13 protein-coding genes and 1 pseudogene are annotated in these 15,607 nt (G+C 69.7%); 13 read left to right on the top strand and 1 reads right to left on the bottom strand.

The genetic code is table 11. The features are described from left to right. Positions 1-9: 9 nt before the first annotated feature. From AWZ10_RS53045 to AWZ10_RS30870, 13 genes and pseudogenes are all read left to right on the top strand, one after another. Entirely contained in the window at positions 10-549 is a 540-nt protein-coding gene (locus AWZ10_RS53045) for a cyclophilin-like fold protein (RefSeq protein WP_060892613.1), read from the top strand. A gap of 199 nt (positions 550-748) precedes the next feature. Next, positions 749-2,005 (top strand): MFS transporter, encoded by a 1,257-nt coding sequence (locus tag AWZ10_RS30920; protein WP_060892612.1) that lies wholly within the window; start codon positions 749-751, stop codon positions 2,003-2,005. A gap of 157 nt (positions 2,006-2,162) precedes the next feature. Next, positions 2,163-2,276 (top strand): annotated as a pseudogene (locus AWZ10_RS50575) (oxidoreductase); the annotation flags it as partial. Beyond that, positions 2,273-2,680 (top strand): alpha-galactosidase, encoded by a 408-nt coding sequence (locus tag AWZ10_RS55845; protein ID WP_425264515.1) that lies wholly within the window; start codon positions 2,273-2,275, stop codon positions 2,678-2,680. The pseudogene AWZ10_RS50575 and the gene AWZ10_RS55845, both read left to right, overlap by 4 nt. 78 nt (positions 2,681-2,758) lie before the next feature. Further along, a complete protein-coding gene (locus tag AWZ10_RS55230; protein WP_267893526.1) occupies positions 2,759-2,890 on the top strand; it encodes a hypothetical protein in 132 nt (43 codons plus the stop codon). A gap of 633 nt (positions 2,891-3,523) precedes the next feature. After that, positions 3,524-4,531, top strand: a complete 1,008-nt coding sequence (locus AWZ10_RS30905; protein WP_046705142.1) for a LacI family DNA-binding transcriptional regulator — start codon at positions 3,524-3,526, stop codon at positions 4,529-4,531. Between the two features lie 266 nt (positions 4,532-4,797). Further along, positions 4,798-5,010, top strand: coding sequence for a hypothetical protein (locus AWZ10_RS30900; protein WP_060892610.1), 213 nt, complete (start codon positions 4,798-4,800; stop codon positions 5,008-5,010). Positions 5,011-5,094: 84 nt separating this feature from the next. Continuing rightward, positions 5,095-6,393 carry an extracellular solute-binding protein gene (locus tag AWZ10_RS30895; RefSeq protein WP_060892609.1) on the top strand — a complete coding sequence of 433 codons (1,299 nt, stop codon included), beginning with the start codon at positions 5,095-5,097 and terminating at the stop codon, positions 6,391-6,393. Positions 6,394-6,426: 33 nt separating this feature from the next. Next, on the top strand, positions 6,427-7,413 hold the full coding sequence (locus AWZ10_RS30890; RefSeq protein ID WP_046705145.1) for a carbohydrate ABC transporter permease: 987 nt from the start codon (positions 6,427-6,429) through the stop codon (positions 7,411-7,413). A 6-nt stretch (positions 7,414-7,419) separates the two neighbouring features. Beyond that, the gene (locus AWZ10_RS30885; RefSeq protein ID WP_046705146.1) at positions 7,420-8,307 is read left to right on the top strand and encodes a carbohydrate ABC transporter permease; all 888 of its coding nucleotides are present in this window, start codon (positions 7,420-7,422) and stop codon (positions 8,305-8,307) included. Positions 8,308-8,573: 266 nt separating this feature from the next. Beyond that, positions 8,574-10,790 (top strand): glycoside hydrolase family 3 N-terminal domain-containing protein, encoded by a 2,217-nt coding sequence (locus tag AWZ10_RS30880; protein ID WP_425264514.1) that lies wholly within the window; start codon positions 8,574-8,576, stop codon positions 10,788-10,790. Positions 10,791-10,859: 69 nt separating this feature from the next. Next, complete coding sequence (locus AWZ10_RS30875) at positions 10,860-12,359, top strand: glycoside hydrolase family 32 protein (RefSeq protein WP_060892607.1); 1,500 nt, start codon at positions 10,860-10,862, stop codon at positions 12,357-12,359. An 889-nt stretch (positions 12,360-13,248) separates the two neighbouring features. After that, entirely contained in the window at positions 13,249-13,494 is a 246-nt protein-coding gene (locus AWZ10_RS30870) for a GNAT family N-acetyltransferase (protein WP_060892606.1), read from the top strand. Between the two features lie 110 nt (positions 13,495-13,604). On the opposite strand, the gene AWZ10_RS30865 is transcribed toward AWZ10_RS30870, so the two are convergent. Continuing rightward, positions 13,605-15,437 carry a TerD family protein gene (locus AWZ10_RS30865; protein ID WP_046705150.1) on the bottom strand — a complete coding sequence of 611 codons (1,833 nt, stop codon included), beginning with the start codon at positions 15,435-15,437 and terminating at the stop codon, positions 13,605-13,607. Between the last annotated feature and the right edge of the window lie 170 nt (positions 15,438-15,607).

The raw sequence follows: 15,607 nt of genomic DNA, 5'->3' as shown, positions 1-15,607 counted from the left end.
AACACGCCCATGAACTTCGCCACCCGCCGCGCCCTGGTCCGCGCCGTTCCGGCAGCCGCTCTCCTCCTGGCCGTCACCGCCTGTACCAGCGACTCGTCAGAAGCCACGCCGGCCTCCGCGTCCTCCTCCCCGGCATCGTCGGGGCGGCAGGAGACATCGACATCCGCCGCACCCAGTGCATCAGCCGACAGGAACACCGCCATGGCCATCCGCGTCACCATCGACGGCCGGCCCGTCGACGCCACTCTGAACGCCAGCCCTGCCGCCCGCGACTTCGCCGACCTGCTCCCGCTCACCCTCGATCTGGAGGACTTCCACCAGACGGAGCGGATCGCGGACCTGCCGCGCAGGCTGACCACCTCCGGCGCCCCGGACCCAGCCGTGCCCCGGAGCGGTGACCTGGCCTACTACGCACCCTGGGGCAACCTGGCTCTCTACTACCGCGACGGCGATTCCGCCTCCGCCGACCTGCTCATCCTCGGCCACGTCGACGCCGACGCCGACCGGCTCGGCACAGCCGACCGCATCACGATCGAAGCCGCCCCCTGACCCCTCCGGTAGCTGCCGCCGGCTTTCGGCCGGCGCCACAGAGGCCAGCGCCACTGAGGGGGAGAACATCCTCCCCTTTTTGTCCCCGTTCAGCCGTGAAACCGCGAGAGAGGTATCCGCCGCCCGTCCCGGCGGCCTCCCCGTACCCCACTCTGGCCTGCCCTTATTCCGTCATTCCGCTCAAGGAGAGACCACACGTATGCCTCCCGCATCCGGGACCACCGCCGGCAACCTCCCCTTCGTCGTCTGGGCGCTCGCTGCTGGTACGTTCCTGATGGGCACCACCGAGTTCGTCATCGCCGGACTGCTGCCCGAACTGTCCACCGGCCTCGGTGTGAGCACCTCCCAGGCCGGGCTGCTGATCACCGCCTTCGCCGTCGGCATGATCATCGGGGCGCCGACCATGGCCCTGGCCACCCTGCGCCTGCCCCAGCGTCAGACGCTGATCCTGGCCCTGTCGGTCTTCAGCCTCGGTCACGTGGTGGCCGTCCTCAGCACCTCCTTCACCGTCGTCCTCGCCGCCCGCGTCGTCACCGCGCTGGCCACCGGAGCGTTCTGGTCCGTCGGTTTCGTCGTCGCCACCACCGCTGCAGGCCCGCAGAGGGCCACCCGCGCCACCGGAGTCATGATCGGTGGGCTGACCCTGGCCAACGTCGTCGGCGTGCCCATCGGCTCCTTCGCCGGCCAGTACGTCGGCTGGCGCGGCCCCTTCTGGGCCCTGGCCGCCCTCTCCGCACTCGCCGCCGTCTTCATCGGCCGCTTCATCCCCGCCCAGGAACAGCGCGCGACCGTCTCACTGCGCGCCGAGTTCGGCGCCCTGCGCCAGGGCCGGCTCTGGCTGGCGCTGAGCGCCGCCATGCTGATCATGGGCGGTGTTCTGGCGACCTACAGCTACGTCACCCCGCTGCTGACCGACCGCGCCGGGATCCCTGCGGGCGCCGTACCGTTCGTCCTCATCGCCTTCGGCATCGGCGCCCTGGGCGGCACCACCACCGGCGGCCGTCTGGGTGAGCGCCGTCCGATGGCCACCACCATCACCGCCGCCGCGGCCACCGCCCTGGTCCTGTTCCTGTTGATCCCGCTGTCCACCAACGCGGTCACGGCCACCGTCCTCGTCCTCCTCATGGGCCTGACCGGATTCACAGTGAACCCCGTCGTCACCTCGCTCGCCATGCGCTTCGCCGACGACGCCCCCACCCTCACGTCCGCGCTGACCACCTCCGCCTTCAACGTCGGCGTGGCAGGCGGCTCCTGGATCGCCGGTGAGGCTCTGGACTCCTCCCTCGGCCTGACCGGCCCGCCCCTGGTCGGCACGGTCATCGCCACACTCACCCTGCTCCCGCTCATCGCCCTCGCCGTCCGCTCCACCTCCACCAGGAGCCGAATCGTGGCCCAGCGCACTGCCCCGGCCCACGCGCTGGATGACGTAGCCGCGCAGACACCGTCGCACCGCTGAGTCCGGGCGGCATCCGCCACGAGCCGCTACGACGTTTCCGCCGCACCGAACGAGAGGATCCGCCGTGCGCGTCAACGACCACGCCTTCTCCGGCAAGGTGGCCTTCGTGACCGGAGCCGCATCCGGCATCGGGCCGCGCCACCGCCCCGAGGCCAACCAGCCCATCAACCGCCTGGGCACCGCCGAGAAGATCGCCCAGGCGGTCCTGTGGCTGTGCAGCCCCGGAGCCGGCTTCGTCGTCGGCGACGACGGCGGCTACATCGCCCCATAGGGACGGGACACGACGCCGTCATCGGGTCGGCACCCCAAGCCCCGCTCCAACCAGTCGGGGAAGCCGTCTACTTCGACCACGACCTCGACAAGCTCACCCATCTCGCCGACCTCGGCGCGCAGGTCGGCGTGGAACGCTTCGTCCTGGACGACGGCTGGTTCCGCCACCGCCGCGACGACCGGGCAGGACTCGGCGACTGGGACGTCGACGAGACCGCCTGGCCCATCCGCACGATGACGCCCGTCGCGAGGACCTCAGCCGCGCGCCGCACCGCCTTCCTAGCACCTGCTCCATCTCGCCGTGAGATCAGCCATCCCGATGCCACCGGCCTCGGGGCAGGCTGGAAGCGTCCACCAGCCCCAGACTGGTTCACCAACCTGCGCAGCAATCAGTGCCCAGGTTGAATTGGCGATGTCCGGGCCGTGGCAAGAGGGTCATCACCACCATGGCGGACCGGTCCGCCGAGCGAGCACCCGACCTCGTTGACCGCGATTTCGTGGCCGCCGCGCCGAACCCGCACCTGGGTCGCGGACTTCACTCATGGCGCAGCCTGGGCCAGCACCGTCTACATCGCCTTCGTCGTCGACACCTTCTCCCGCCGGATCGCCGGCTGATCCGCCGCCACCGAACACACCGAACTCGTGCTTGCCGTCTTGGTGATGGGCTTGTGGGAACGCGACCACGTCGGCACCCCACCCCCAGCCCGGGGAACCGGTCCGTCACTCGGACGCGGGTTCGCAGCTTGGCTTCAAGGAGTGGACCCCGTCGGCTGGAGCCCGCCCCGCTTTCGCCGCACCAGCACACCGCCACCCGCGTGAGGCAGTGGCGCGTCCGGTACGGACAAGGCCACCTGTCCCTGCAGGCCATCGCAGACCGGACCGGGAGGCGACCAGCCTCGCCACCGTCCGTCTCGCACTCCTCGAGGACGGCGCTGACCTCCGCCCCGTCGGCTCCTGTCCGGGCCGCCCGAGGCGGAGGTGATCATTTCACCGCGGCGCGTTGTGTGTGCGAGGCCGTCCGACCTGCTCGGGGTGACAGGCGGGGCGGTCGTAGGTCGCACATTCCTTGTTACCGAGTTGGGTCCGGCGTGTTGACCGGTGGGACATCTCGGTGCTTCACTTCCGGAACCGGTACCGAAACCGGTTCCGGAATCGCTTCCGGTACCGGTGCCATGAGTCTTTGTACGATCGGTCCTTCGGTGCGGGAGGACTGCCTTCCGCCGTTGCATGGAGGGAGGGGAGGGTGGCATGGGAAGCACCATCGCCGACGTGGCCGCGCGGGCCGGAGTCAGCAAGACGACGGTCTCGCGGGTGCTGAACGGCAAAGGCGAGATCCACGAGAACACCGTCTTGAAGGTCCGCAAGGCGATCTCGGAGCTCGGCTACGTGCCGAGCGCCGGGGCTGTGGGGCTCGCCCGCGGCACGACACAGATGATCGGCATGCTGGTCCCTGATCTGGCCTGGGTCTGGTCCGGCATCGTGCAGGCGGTCGTCGACACGCTGGAGAGCGAGAGCTTCGGACTGCGCATGCTGACCTGGAATCGCGGTGAGGAGTCACTGCGCAGGCTGGGCCTTCAGGTCGCCGCCAAGTCGTTCGACGGCCTGCTGGTGCTCGAGCCCGAGGGGGCCCTGGGGTACATCACGGAACTGCACGAATCGGGGCTGCCGGTGGTGCTGATCGACGACCGCTTCCAGCGGCCCGGATTCCCCTACGTGACCACCACCAACCGGGAGGGGGGCGAGCAGGCCGCGCGGCACCTGCTGGAGATCGGGCGCCGTCGTCCTCTGGTGGTGACCGGTCCCGAGGCGTACGGCTGTACCCGGGAACGGCTGGGCGGCTTCGTGGATGTCTATGCGCAGGCCGGGATCGAACTCGACCAGCGCCGCATCATCTGCGGCGACTTCCAGTTCGAGAACAGCCGGAGCGCGGTCGCGCAAGCTCTCGCGGACGGCGTGGAGTTCGACGCGGTCTTCGGGCACAACGACCCCTCGGCGGCCGGCGTGCTCGCGGCGTTGCACGGCGCCGGCCTTGAGATTCCGCGGGATGTCGCCGTGGTGGGCTTCGATGACGTCGAGCTGGCGTCGTACACCTATCCGGCACTGACCACGATCCGCCAGCCGATGTGGGAGATGGGTGAGGCGGCTGCGCGTCTGCTCCTGGACCACGTGCGCGGATCGCCGGAGGCCGCCCCCTCACGCACCATTCCGACCAGCCTCGTGATCCGTGGATCGTCGTTTCAGCCGAACCTGAACTGACGCGACGTCATCGCGCGGCCACCGGCTCCGGGACCGCCAAGGGCTCGGTCCGCCCTCTGCCCTGGGCAGGGCTCTCGGCCGCACCCTGTGGGCGTATGAGTCGTCACCATTCCTGAACCGTCCGTCTCCGCCGCCCTTCCAGCCCCGCAGGCGGGGACGGACTCCACCTGGCCGTGGAACGACCAACACCGGCCCTCGGGCGGGCCGGTAGGTCGTCCAGGTCCAGCTGAAACCGCCGCACACATCGGCCCGACCTGCCTGCCCGCGTGCCGGACGGCTTCACCGCCATCCACGCGAAACCAGGATCACGCGTCACCGCCGAGATCCACGTACTCCCCCGCCGTTTCCCGATCCGGGACACCGAACGGTACGCCAGGCACACCCAGCCCGGCCGCCACCAGGACCGCGTCGGACGCCGCAGCCGCGATCCGCGCCCGACCGTCGACGTCACCGCCGGTCCCCAGGTCTGCGACCCGTGACCTGACCCTGCCGGTCACCCGACCGTTCCCGCCCTCTGCCGCCCCCCGAGTCCTGTACCGCTCAACGGCAAAAGGAGCCGCACGATGCGTACCACCACTCGTCACACTGTCAGAACCGTCCAGGCCCTGTGCATCACCGTCACAGCAGCCTTGCTGGCCACCGGCTGCGGCCGCAGCGCGGACTCCGGCCCCGGCAAGGACGCTCCTGCGAAGATCGGCAGCGGCAAGGCCAAGGGAACACTGGTCATGTGGTCCATGGGTGACACCGACCCCGCCCTGAAGGACCTGGCCAAGAAGTTCGAGCAGGAGAACCCGGACGCCCACGTCAAGATCACCCCCGTCCCGTGGGACGCCGCCCACGACAAGCTGACCACCGCGATCGCCGGTGGCAACACACCGGACATGTCCGTGATCGGCACCACCTGGATGGCCGAGATGGCCGCCATGAACGGCTTCCAGGCCACCCCGGCGTCGATCAAGTCCTCAAGCTTCTACCCCGGCCAGTGGGACACCACCAAGTACAAGGACACGTCCTACGGTGTGCCGTTCATAGCGAACACCATGGTGGTCTACTACCGCACCGACCTGACCGAGAAGGCCGGCATCAAGGGCGCCCCGGCCGCGGACTGGGACGGTTACCTGAAGGACCTGAAGGCCATCCAGGCCACCGCCGGCAAGCAGAACCCCAAGCTGCGCCACTCGACCGGGTGGAACATCGGCTTCAACTCCTGGATCTTCTGGCTGCCGCTGGTCTGGCAGCAGGGCGGTGACATCTACGACGCCAAGACCGGGAAGTTCACCTTCGACTCGCCCGAGGTCGCCAAGGCTCTGGAGTACTACGCGAGCATCCCCAGGCAGGGCCTGGCGCCGACCGACAAGACCGAAAGCATGCCGGCGTTCCAGGCCGGCCAGATCGCCACCTACCAGGAGGGACCGGGCGTCGGCGGCAGCCTCCACAACGACACCCCGAAGCTGGACGGCAAGTGGAAGACCGCGCCGCTGCCGTACTCCGAGCAGCCCGCCGGGTTCGCCGGCGGCAGCGACCTGGCGGTGTTCAAGGACGCCAAGAACGCCGACGCGGCATGGAAGTTCGCCCGGTTCCTCACCGAGCCCGCCAACCTCGCGGCCTACGCCAAGGCCACCGGCAACATTCCGCCGTCGGTCAGCGCCTGGGACCGGGCGAAGCTGAGCGAGGACGAGACGATGAAGGCGTTCGCCGAGCAGCTCAAGGTCAGCAAGGCGCCGCCCGCCATCGGGACCTGGCAGCAGATCGCCGACGTCGTCGACTCCCAGCTGGAGAGGCTGTCCCTCGGCGAGGCCACGGTCGCCCAGGTGCAGCAGGCGCTGCAGTCCAAGGCCACCTCCATCGGCACCGGCCGCTGAGCGCCGCCGCGTGAGCACCCCTCGTAGGGACGGATGACATCCATGTCCACGAAAACGCTTCCCGGGCGGGGCGACACCCACGAGCCGAGCACCGCAGGGCCGCAGCGAAACGCCGGTCGCCGGCCCTTCGCGCTCCGGAGCACGGCGCGCGGCAGGCAGACCAGGGCCGCCTGGATTCTCGCCGCCCCGTTCCTCGCCCTGTTCCTGGCCTTCATGCTGCTGCCGGTCGTCTGGTCGCTGCTGATGAGCCTGACCGACACCCAGAGCGCCGACCTGCGCACCCCGCTGAACGTGTCGTTCACCGGCTTCGACAACTACGTACGGCTCTTCCAGGACGAGCAGTTCGTTCACGCCCTGCGCAACACCGCCGTGTTCGTCGTGGTGGGTCTGCCTCTGACGCTGGCCGCCGGGCTCGCCGCGGCGGTCGCCCTCGATCGCGGCATCCGACGCTTCAGGGCCGTCTTCCGGGTCGGCTTCTACCTCCCGGTCATCACCAGCATCGTGGCCGTCGCCGTGGTCTGGAGAACCCTCCTGGACCCACAGGCGGGACTGGTGAACACCGTCCTGGGCTGGTTCGGGATCGACGGCCCCGCCTGGCTGGCCGACACCCGCTTCGCCCTGCCCGTCATGATCCTCATGGCCGTATGGCGCAACCTCGGCACCGTCATGATCATCATGCTGGCCGGACTGCAGTCCGTGCCCCAGTCCCTGATGGAAGCCGCCGAACTCGACGGCGCCGGCGCCTGGCAGCGCTTCTGGCGGGTCACCTTCCCGCTCCTGCGCCCCGCCCTGCTGCTCACCGCCGTCACCACCGGCATCGGCTACCTGCAGTTCTTCGACGAACCCTTCGTGATGACCCAGGGCGGACCGCTGGACTCCACCCTCTCGGCCACGATGTACGCCTATAACCAGTTCGGCAACGGCAACTACGACGTGGCCTCGGCCGCCGGCTACGTCATCTTCGTCCTCATCGTCGCGCTGACCGTCCTGCAGTTCCGGATACTGCGAGACAAGGACTGATACCCCATGAGCACCCTCTCCACCCTCCGAACAGCACCATCCGGCGCGGACCGGGCTCTGCGGCGCCGCCGCATCCGGCAGACCTGGGGCCTCCCCTGGCTGTACGTACCACTTGCCGGCGCTCTACTGCTGATGATCGCGCCGTTCCTGTGGATGCTCTCCGGTTCCTTCAAACCCGAGGCCGACATCCGCGCCGTACCGCCCGTGCTGATCCCCACCGCACCCACTACCGCCAACTTCCACGAACTGTTCAGCAGCCTCGACTTCACGAGCATGTTCGCCAACTCCGTGATCGTGGCCCTGGCCGTCACCGCCGGGAACCTGCTCTTCTGCTCGATGCTCGGCTACGCCCTGGCCAAGCTGGAGTTCCGCGGACAGCGCGCCGTGTTCACGGTGGTCATCGGAACCCTCATGATCCCCGGCCTGGTCACCTTCGTACCGCTGTACGTGCTGGTCGCCAACATGAAGCTCACCGGCTCCCTGCTCGGGCTGATCCTGCCCTTCCTGGCCACCCCCTTCGGGGTGTTCCTGATGCGGCAGTTCATCTCCTCGCTGCCCGACGAACTCATCGACGCCGCCCGCGTCGACGGCTGCCGCGAACTGGCCATCTTCTGGAAGATCATCCTGCCCCTGACCCGACCGGCCCTGGCCACCCTCGGGATCATCACCTTCCTGGGCTCCTGGAACAACTTCCTGTGGCCGCTCGTCGTGGCCCAGAACGAGAGCCAGTACACCCTCCCCGTCGGCCTCGCCCTGGCCAGCAGCGGACAGGACTTCACCCGCTACGGCATCCTGCTCGCCGGAGCCGTCGTCGTCCTGCTCCCCGTGACCATCGTCTTCCTCCTCTTCCAGCGCCACTTCATCGCCGGCATCGCCACCACCGGCCTGAAGTGACACCCCGGCGTCCGCCTCGCTGCCCTGTGCCGTTCCCGGTCCCGACCGGGCGGCGGGCGGACAGCCCGCGAGCCCCGCCGTGGCGGGCGGCAGTGTCTCCGCGGCGAAGCGCCGCCGACCGCGGCAACCACCCCGGTCCGCAACGAACTTTCCAACCCGCGACTACTGATGACTTGGAGAACATAGTGGGACAGCCGGTCCGCCCTGCCACGTACCTGGATCCGGAAGCGGCCGTGGAAGCGAGAACCGAGGACCTGCTGTCCCGGATGACCCTGCCGGAGAAGGTCGGGCAGTTGCTGATGCTCGACGCACAACACGGGGACCTGGTGGACATCCTGTCGACCAAGCTGGCCGGGTCCGTGCTGCATGTGACTCCCGAACGGATGCCCGAGGCCATGGAAATGGCCCAGCGGACACGACTCGGCATTCCCCTGCTCACCGTCGACGACTGCATCCACGGCCACTCGTTCTGGCCGGGCGCGACCATCTTCCCGACCCAGCTGGCCATGGGCTGCACCTGGGACCCCTCCTTGCTCCACCGGGTGGCCCGCGCGGCCGCGACCGAAATCGCGACGACCGGAATCCACGGGACCTTCTCCCCGGTCCTGTGCATCACCCGGGACCTGCGCTGGGGCCGGATCAACGAGACGTTCGGCGAGGACCCGTTCCTGATCGGCGAACTCGGCGCGGCGATGGTGCGCGGCTACCAGGGAGAGGGCCTCAGCGACCCAACCGCCGTGCTGGCGTACGCCAAGCACTTCGCGGGCTACTCCGAAACCCTGGGCGGGCGCGACGCGAGCGAAGCCGATCTCAGCCCACGCAAGCTGCGCTCGTGGTTCCTGCCCCCGTTCGAGCAAGCGGTCCGGGCCGGCTGCCGCGCCGTCATGCTCGGCTACCAGTCGATCGACGGTGTGCCCATCACCGCGAACCAGTGGCTGATCAACGACGTGCTCAAGGGCGAGTGGGGCTTCACCGGGACGCTGGTGACCGACTGGGACAACGTCGGCCGGATGGTCTACGACCAGCGCACCTGCGCCGACTACGCCGAGGCGGCGGCGGTCGCCGTCAACTCCGGGAACGACCTCATCATGGCCACGCCGCAGTTCTTCGAGGGCGCGCAGGAGGCGGTCGCCCGCGGCCTGGTCGACGAGAAACAGATCGATGACGCCGTACGGCGGGTTCTGCGGCTGAAGTTCGAGCTCGGGCTCTTCGAGGACCCCCGCGCCCCCGACCCCGAGCGGCAGGCGCAGGTGATCGGCTGCCGCGCACACGCCGACCTCAACCTGGAGACCGCCCGACGCTCCCTGGTGCTGCTGCGCAACGACGGCACCCTGCCCCTCGAAGGCGGGCTGGCCTCGGACGGAACCGGCCGCGCCGCGAGCCAGGGCACACCGCGGACGATCGCGGTCATCGGCCCCAACGCCGACAGCCCGCAAGCCATGCTCGGCGACTGGGCAGGCGCCACCGGCCAGGTCCCGTGGATGCCCGACGGACATCCACGCGAGACGGTGGCGACCGTGCTCGACGGCCTTCGCGCCGTCGTACCCGTCGACTGGACCATCACCTACGCCCGCGGAGCCGACATCGCAAGCCCCGCCACCCACTCCGAGTGGTCCCTCGGGCCCGACGGTCAACCGCAGCCGCCCGTTTTCTCCCCCGCCCCGGTCGACCAGGTACAACTCCGGGAGGCCACCTCCGCGGCAGAGGCCGCCGACTACGCCGTGGTGGTCGTGGGGGACACCATCGACCTCACCGGCGAGGTGCGCTCCACGGCCACGCTCGACCTCCAAGGAGGCCAGCTCGCACTGCTGGACGCGGTCGCCGCCACCGGCACACCCATGATCGTCGTACTGATCCAGTCCAAGCCGAGCACCCTCCCGGACTCGGCACTGAACGCGGCGGCACTCATCGAGGCGTTCAACCCGGGCATGCGCGGCGGCCGCGCCCTCGCCGAACTCCTCCTCGGACTCACCGAACCCAGCGGCCGGCTCCCGGTCTCCTTCGCACGCCACGTCGGACAGCAGCCGGTCTTCTACAACCAGGTGCGCGGCCAGCACGGGAACCGCTACGCGGATCTCACCCAGGACCCCCTGTTCGCGTTCGGCGAGGGCCTCACCTACACCAGCGTCACCTACTCCGACCTTGTGGTGCGGGAGGAGGACGTCCCCGTCGACGGCACCGTCGACGCCACGGTTCGGCTCACCAACAGCGGCAGCCGCCGGGCCCTGGAAACGGTCCAGGCATACATCAGCGACCTGACGACCAGCGTCACCTGGGCCGAGCAGGAGCTGAAGGGTTTCACCCAGGTCGAAATCCCTCCCGGCGAAAGCCTGGAGGTCAACATCAGCATCCCTGCCTCGCGGTGCTCACTCGTCACGGCCGACAACCGGCGCGTGGTCGAACCAGGTGAGTTCGCCCTCCGTGTGGGCCCCAGCTCACGACGGGAGCAGCAGCTGAGCGCGGTGTTCCGCATCAGGGCCTGAGGACCACCGCCCAGCGCCCCTCGGCACCGCTGGGCGGTGCCCCTGTCTGACATACCGAAAGGCACACGTGTGTCCACCACGCCCGCACCCCGCGATCCGCACTACCCTGTCGCGCACCTGCGCCCGCCTCGTAACTGGATCAACGACCCCAACGGGCTGGTCTTCCACGACGGCCATTACCACGTCTTCTACCAGTACAACCCGTACGGAGCGACCCACGCGAACATGCACTGGGGCCACTTCCGCAGCCCCGACCTGCTGACCTGGGAGCCACTGCCGATCGCCCTGTCCCCGACCACCGGTGGCGTGGACGCCGACGGCTGCTTCTCCGGCAACGCCGTCTCCGACGGCGACCGTCTCGTCGCCTTCTACTCCGCGCACCGCGAGGACCGCTCGCCCCAGCACCAGCCGGTCACCTGCGCCGTCTCCCACGACGACGGCCGGACCTTCAGCCCGCGCGCGGAACTGCTCATCCCCGAGCTGCCCGAGGACTGCACCATGTACCGCGACCCGTACGTCTGGCAGGACGACGGCGGCTGGCGGATGCTGGTCGGCGCCGCCCTCGCGGACGGCAGCGCCGCCGCGCTCCTGTACGACTCGCCCGACCTGGAGACCTGGACCTACCGGGGGCCCTTCGCGGCCCGCGAGAAGGAGCCGATCGTCGGCACCAGTCTGCACACCGGAGAGGGCTGGGAATGCTCCCAGTACCTCCCCACGGCCTCGGGACCCGGCGCCCTCGTCTTCAGTGCCTGGAACCTCGACGACGGCCCGCAGTGCGTCGCGGCCCTCATGGGTGAGGAACACGGCGATGTCTTCGAAGCCGGCCCGCCCGTGCTCGTCGACCACGGCCCCGACTGCTACGCACCCGCCCTGCTGCGAGCGCCGGGCAACCGGTGGCTGCTGTGGGGCTGGTCGTGGGAAGCCCGCGACGAAGCCTGGGCCGTCGCGGACAGATGGGCCGGCGTCCTCACCCTGCCCCGCGAGATCCATGTCGACGGCGACGGCACGCTGCGCCAGCAGCCCGCCACCGAACTGCTCGCCCTGCGTGGCGAGCACATCATCCACGCCGCAGGTGCGACGCACGGCCCGCAGCCGGTGGACCTCGGCAGCGTGAGCCGCGCCTTCGACCTGACGGCCCGTCTCGAGCCGACCGGCAACGCCGGTCTGCGGCTGCTCACCAACCCGGACGGCTCCGAGTACCTCGACATCCGCCTCGACGTCGACGCGGGCGAACTGGTCGTCGACCGTGACCACGCCTCACTGGACCCCCGGGCCCGCGGCGGCTCCTACCGGATGCCCTGCGCAACCGACCGTCCCGTCGAGCTGCGCATGGTCGTCGACCACTCCATCGCCGAAATCTTCCTGACCACCACCGGCCAGGTCCTCACTCTGCGCTTCTACCCCACAGGGCGGGGTGCGTGGCGACTTCAGGCCCACAGCACGCCGGGTAGGCGCCTCGGCCACGCGATCGACGTGTGGGAGCTGCACCCGCTCGTGATCAAGGAGCCGAGCACCGGCGCGTCGCCACGGGCGCGGGGTCGCAGAGCCGGGGCGCCGAGCGGGACTTGAGATCAGCTGCGGCTGGCGGTGAGGTCGGCCAGGAGCGCGGTGATCACGCGGTCGGTGGAGGCGGCCATGTCGACCGAGTCGGGGGCGAGCAGCCAGGTGGTCCATCCACGACGTCTCCGTCCTCGTCCCCGAGGGCAAGGCCACCTCGGGCGCCGGAGCCACCAAGGGTCTCCAGCGCAAGAAAGCTCAACTGCCCGACGGAACCCGGCTGTCGGTGACGCACAACTCCGGCAGCGGCACCGCCGCGTTCGACGTCCCGTGGGGCGACACGACGTACCGCTACCAACTGCCCGCCGACGCCACCGCGATCCTCACCACACGGGCGCCCTGCCCTCATTCCGCGACTCTCGACTCCGTTCCCACCACGAGGAGGTGGGGCGTTTCGACGAAGGAGTACGGCGAGACCGTAGGAGCGAGGTTGGATGCCTCGCTCCGCAGGTCGGCCCGGGGCCGTTTCGTAGTCGTGGCAACTGCCGCGGTATCGCTGGTGATCAGCACCCGTGACGGCGCTGGATCCGTTGCCTGGGGCGCTTCCGGGCACGCGAAGGACGCAGTGCCGTCGGCGACCGTTCCTCCGTACGCCCGCTCACGCGTGACGAGGAGAACGGCGTCAACCGGGCTGTCGCTCGTCCGCTTGCTCCTGGGCAAGGTAGCGGTACCGGCCTCGTCCGCACCCATTCCGAGGCCGGGTCAGGCCGGCGGCGGCCACGGCTGGGTTCGGGGGGTCTCCGTCAACTCCCGTGGCGCAGGGTCAACATGACCGTGCCCCGGCCATTGGATGGTTCGCCGACCACCTGCCGGTCCCCCGGCCTCAGCAGCTCGGCGGCGTAGTGGCCGGCTCCGCATCCGAGTCCAGCACCCGTAGGCCGCCCGACCCGGCGCGGACTGGGTGGAGGAGTTTCTGGTCGGCACCTTCGAAATCGACGAGTTGGGTGTGCGGTCGCGGGCCCGTGGCACCGGTCTGGCACGGCTCCTGCTGTCCGCCATCACCACCGCTCCCCACGGCCGGGCGTGGCTGCTGACCTGGAGCAAGGCTCTCGACACTCTCGCGTTCTACCGCCACCTCGGCTGGCAGGAGCCTGACCCGCTTCCCGGCTCCGAGACCGGCGTCGTGGTGTTCCAGGCACCGGGCTGATCCTGCGGAAGCCCGGTCAGCGGCGTTCGGGTTCCCCGATCCGGGGTGCGGCGAAGCGCACCGGGGCCCGGAACCTGGAGGTCCGGCCCCTCCCGCACCGGACCCGTCGGTCATTCGGCGACGTCAACTCCGTAGCCGCGAACGAGGTCAGCCAGGTCATGGTCGTAGCCCTGCCCGACGGCACGCAGCCGCCAGCCCTCTCCCCGGCGGTAGATCTCGGTAAGGATCATGGTGCGCTCGGTGGTGGCGGCGTCAAGTGTGGCCCGGGCGGTCGGGGCCGCTCCGATTCCGCAGGTTGCGGTGATCTCTATGGCTCCGACGTCGGAGAACGTCGCGGCACCGTCGATCGCGGCGGCGACGACGACTCTGTGGATCTCCAGGGGCAGACGCTCCAGGTCGACGGTGACGGCCTGCTCCGTCGGACCGTCCGTGGCGAGGCGCACGGTGCCGTCCGGGTGCTCCGGCGCGCCGTAGAAGACGAAGTCCTCGTCTCCTGGTACCTGTTCCCGCGCGTCGACTGCGAAAGCAACGACGTCCACGTCGCAGGCGGTTTGCTGACGCCACGTCGCGGCCACCGTCCAGGCCGTGCCGGTGTCAGACAGATCGATGACAGCCCCTCGGACCAGTATCTCTGCCGTGTCCGGCCGGCTCCCGGCGCGGTCCTGTGCCGGCACGGGCACGGGTGCGAGGAGCCAGTCGGCGCTGTGCACAGGAAGACCGAGGGCGGCGATGCGACTCATGCGCCGGTCTGCTTCACCACCGGGAAGCACGACGACGTCGGACACACTGGCCGACAGGTTGACGGCTGCGGAAGCGCCAAGAGCCACAACCTGACCACGCGCTTCCGCGGCTGCCTCGTGAGTGCCGCCCAGGACCAAGACCCTGCGCCCCGTGAGCAACTGGTCCGCACCGGAAGTGGGTGCGGTCGGCGTAGCCGTGCGCTGTGCCGGAACACTCGGCGCAGGCCCAGGCTCTGTGGTCGGCGCACTCCCGGGCATCTCGGTGACACCACGCTGCCGGGCGGTGCCCTTGGCCTGGCCGGGCCGCACGCTCGGCAACAGCCGCAGGTAGGTCGGCTCGTCGACGAGGGGGACGCCCTCGTCCGCGGCGCGCCGCAGTTTCCCGGATGCGGCGCCGGGGTCGTTGGTGACGACGACGCTGGTCTGGCCGCTGACCGAGGTCATCATGTTCAGCCCGGCTGCCGCCGAGCGGGCGACCAGTTCCTCACGGGAGATCTGCGTGTCCCCGGTGATGGCAACCTTCATGCCCTGGACCAAGGGCCCGCCCGGCTCAAGCCGGCCCGGATTGCGGTAGGCGCAGGGCGTCTTGGGGACGTAGGGCTTGTGGTCCTGGCGGGGCGGACACTCCAGGAGCGGCAGGGACAAGCCCAGTTGCTCGGCCGCGCTCAGGGAGCCGCGCAGGATGCCCGAGAGCACCCGTACGTCGTCCTGCGCGTCGTGGGCCCGCTCCTGGCGCACGCCGTAGTGCGCGGCAAGAGTGCCCAACTTGAGATCGGGCGTCGAGGGCCCGACCAGACGGTTGAGGGCCAAGGTGCACATCCGCCTGCTGACCGGGACCCAGGAACGGACGTGAGCGAACTCGTGGGCAAGGAAGTCGTAGTCGAACTGCGCGTTGTGCGCGACCAGGACACGGCTGCTGAGCAGTGCCCCCACCTGCGGTGCTATCTCCTCAAAGGTGGGCGCACCTGCGAGACGGGCGGCAGTGAGACCGTGGATGTGCACCGGGCCGGGGTCGCAACCCGGGTTGAGGAGGGTGGAGAACTCCCCTGTCTGGTTGCCGTGTGCGTCCAGCGTGAGGATCGCGAGCGAGAGGACACGGTCCCGGCCGGGTCTCAGCCCTGAGGTCTCCACGTCCACCAGCGCCCAGTCGTGGAAGTAGTCGGGAAGGGAGGGCCACTTCGGGCTCGACGACAGCAGGGCCATACGCGGCTCCCCTTCCGGATACGGCGGCGCACGCGGCTCCTCCGCGGTGATGATCGACGGGGTGGGATTTTCGCACGTATCGGGCGCAGTTCGTGGTGGATCGGTGACAGAGAGCCAGCCAGAGCGGAAGAACGGATCGGGGGACTTCACTACGGCGCGCCATCGCGTAC

It is taken from the genome of Streptomyces europaeiscabiei, assembly GCF_001550375.1.
GTDB lineage: Bacteria > Actinomycetota > Actinomycetes > Streptomycetales > Streptomycetaceae > Streptomyces > Streptomyces europaeiscabiei.
The sequence above is the reverse complement of the archived record's forward strand: the minus strand, read 5'-3'. Positions and strand labels throughout refer to the sequence as shown.